Annotated in this window: 1 protein-coding gene; it reads right to left on the bottom strand. The window is 63.1% G+C overall.

The annotated features are described in order from the left end of the window. Window positions 1-1273 (bottom strand): serine hydroxymethyltransferase (gene glyA / locus ACR0LI_RS20780; protein WP_253283377.1); only part of this gene is annotated, 1273 nt, incomplete at its 5' end.

Below are 1273 nucleotides of genomic sequence, written 5' to 3'. Positions count from 1 at the left end.
TTACAGGTTCGGATAGATCGGGAATTTGGCGCAGAGGTCTGCGACCTCGGCCTTGACCTTGGCTTCGACGGCGCCGTTGCCGTCTTCGCCATTGGCGGCCAGGCCGTCGACCACTTCGATGATCCAGTCGGCGATCTGGCGGAATTCGACCTCGCCGAAGCCGCGGGTGGTGCCGGCGGGCGAACCCAGACGGATGCCCGACGTGATGGTCGGCTTTTCCGGATCAAACGGCACACCGTTCTTGTTGCAGGTGATATGCGCCCGGCCCAAGGCCTTTTCGGTGGCGTTGCCCTTGACGCCTTTGGGGCGCAGGTCGACCAGCACCACATGGGTGTCGGTGCCGTGGGTCACCGTGTCCAGACCGCCCTTGATCAGCTGATCCGACAGCGCCTGGGCGTTGGTGATCACCTGCTTGACATAGTCCTTGAACTCGGGCCGCAGCGCCTCGCCAAAGGCCACGGCTTTGGCCGCGATCACATGCATCAGCGGGCCGCCCTGAATGCCGGGGAAGATGGCCGAGTTCACTTTCTTGGCGATATCTTCATCATTGGTCAGGATCATGCCGCCGCGCGGGCCGCGCAGGGTCTTGTGCGTGGTGGTGGTGGCCACATGCGCATGCGGGAACGGGCTGGGATGTTCGCCCGCCGCGACCAGACCGGCAAAATGCGCCATGTCCACGTGCAGATAGGCCCCGACCATGTCGGCGATCTGACGCATGCGGGCAAAGTCGATCTGGCGCGGGATGGCCGAACCGCCGGCGATGATCAGCTTGGGCTGGTGCTCTTTCGCCAGCGCCTCGACCTGATCATAATCCAGCATGTTGTCCTGCTGGCGCACGCCGTATTGCACCGCGTTGAACCACTTGCCCGACTGGTTCGGGCGGGCGCCGTGGGTCAGGTGACCGCCGGCATCCAGGCTCATGCCCAGAATGGTGTCGCCGGGCTTGATCAGCGCCTGAAACACGCCCTGGTTGGCCTGAGAGCCGGAATTGGGCTGCACATTGGCGAATTCACAGCCGAACAGCTGCTTGGCGCGGTCGATGGCCAGGTTTTCGGCGATGTCGACGAACTGGCAGCCGCCATAGTAGCGGCGGCCGGGATAGCCTTCGGCGTATTTGTTGGTCATCACCGAACCCTGCGCCTCCATCACGGCGGCAGAGACGATGTTCTCAGACGCGATCAGCTCGATCTCGTCGCGCTGACGACCCAGTTCCGACGTGATCGAGCCAAAAAGCTCGGGATCACGATCAGAAAGGGACTGGGTGAAAAATCCG

It is taken from the genome of Ruegeria sp. CL7 (assembly GCF_056536445.1).
Note: the sequence above shows the minus strand (reverse complement) of the source record. Positions and strands in the feature narration are given on the sequence as shown.